At 67.6% G+C, this 2,054-nt stretch carries 1 protein-coding gene and 1 pseudogene; both read left to right on the top strand.

The genetic code is table 11. The annotated features are described in order from the left end of the window. Positions 1 to 98: 98 nt before the first annotated feature. Positions 99 to 1,094, top strand: a complete 996-nt coding sequence (locus Q4E95_RS13195; protein ID WP_303383736.1) for a methylenetetrahydrofolate reductase — start codon at positions 99 to 101, stop codon at positions 1,092 to 1,094. Positions 1,095 to 1,225: 131 nt separating this feature from the next. Continuing rightward, positions 1,226 to 2,054: pseudogene (locus tag Q4E95_RS13190) on the top strand (5-methyltetrahydropteroyltriglutamate--homocysteine S-methyltransferase); the annotation flags it as partial.

Below are 2,054 nucleotides of genomic sequence, written 5' to 3'. Positions count from 1 at the left end.
GTGCCCCAGATGAGGATCCGGCCGCCGCGCAACCGCACGGCGAGCAAGTACGGCGCACGGAGAAACCTCCGGCGTCCCGAACCGCCGGAGGTATTTTTATGCCCGCCCTGTCCACACCCCAGGTCTCGGAGCAGACCGTCACCACGGGGCCACCCACGGGAACGTCGTGGTTGGTGCGCAGGCCGCGCCGCGAATCCTTGATCTCGTTCGAGGTGTTCCCGCCACACCCCACCCGCGATCCGGAGGCCGTGTGGCGCAACATCGACACCATGGCCGCGGCCGGCCCGGATTTCTTCTCGGTCACCCACGGGCACTCCGGCACCAACGGGGTCTCCCGCGAGACACTGCGGCACCTGCTCAAGCAGACCAAGACCCCCGCCGTGGCCCACCTGACCTGCGGTGGCACCGATCGCGCGGGCTTGGAGCGCGCCGTCGAAGATTTACTTGACGACGGCGTTCGCGACCTTCTCGCCCTGCGCGGCGATCCGCCCGTGGGCGGCGGCGAGTGGGTGACCCACCCGGGTGGTTTACACCGAGCATCGCAACTTGTCGAGCTGATCCGCGAGGTCGAGGAACGGAGGTTCGGCGCGTGCGAGCGCCCCGGAAAAAGGCCGGTCTCGGTGTCAGTTGCCTGTTACCCCGTGGCCGCCAAGGGCCGCGATTTCGAAGCGGACCTGGCGGCCCTGTGGGACAAGCAGGAGGCGGGAGCGGATTACGCAATCACCCAGGTGCTCTACGACGCCCAGGACTACGTGCGGTTCCTGGAGCGTGCGCGCTCGGAGGGCATCCACATTCCGATCATCGCCGGCCTGGTTCCGCTGACCGACATCAAGCGCCTAGGCCGAATGACCGAGCTGACCGGCGTACCGATCCCCGAGCGGATCACCAACTTCCTGGGTACGGACAATCCGTCCGAACTGCGCCGCAGGGGCATTGCGGCAACGCTCACCTTGATCGATGAGCTGCTGGACTTCGGTTGCCCGGGTCTGCACTTGTTCACGTTCAACCGGCCGGACGCCCCACTGGCCATCCTTGATCATCTCCGGGTGCGCGATGCCGCCCGCGAGTTCCGTGGGAGTTCGTCGGCGGCCTGACCGCCGCGCACCGGTGGCCCCACTGCCGCCACACGGGCACCCGCACCACCCTTCCGACAGAACCTTTTCGCAACGGTCACAGCGACCGTGGCTTCCCATTTCACACCCTTTTATCCTCAGGAGCACCCCAAATGACTGCTATTTCCAAGCCCTCGTTCCCCGCCGCTACCATCCTGGGTTACCCCCGGATCGGCCCCAACCGAGAACTCAAGAAGGCCTTGGAGGCCTACTGGTCCAAGCCCGCAGAGAACCCCGCGCAGTCCGTTCTGGACACGCTCGCTCAGTTACACGAGCGCACCGTTCGCCACCTCAGCGACCTCGGTCTCACCGACGCCGCCGCCATCCCCGCTGACACGTTCGCCGTGGACCAGACGCTGGACACCGCACTGGCCCTGGGCGCGGTCCCGGCCCGCTTCCGCGCGGACGGTTTCCGCCCCGCCGCTCCGGACACCGCGCAGGGCATCGAGCTGATCACCGCGCTGTCCCGTGGAACCGATCGCCTGGAGCCGCTGGAGATGACCAAGTGGTTCGACACCAACTACCACTACTACGTTCCCGAGATCGGCCCCGATACCCCGCTGTCCGCGCACCCAGAAAGCTTGATCGAACGCTTCGTGACCACCCGTGACACCACCGGTGCCATCACCCGCCCGGTGCTGGTCGGCCCCGTGACCCTGTTGCTGCTGGCCCGCCCGGAAACCACGGACGCCCCGGGCACCCAGCCCTTCGACCGACTCAACGACGTGGTGGACCTCTACATCCAGCTGCTCACCGCGCTCAAGGACGCCGGCATCCCGTGGGTCGAACTGGACGAGCACGCCCTGGCGGCAGAAGGCTGGGACGTCCCCCGCGACACCATCATCGACGCCCTGACCAAGGCCTACACCCGCCTGAGCTTCCCCTCGAACCGCCCCGACATCCTGGTCGCCGTGGGGTACGGGGACGCCGGAGAGGCCGCCC

This window comes from Kocuria sp. (genome assembly GCF_030536815.1).
GTDB lineage: Bacteria > Actinomycetota > Actinomycetes > Actinomycetales > Micrococcaceae > Kocuria > Kocuria gwangalliensis.
This window is presented reverse-complemented; position numbering and strand designations above follow the sequence as displayed.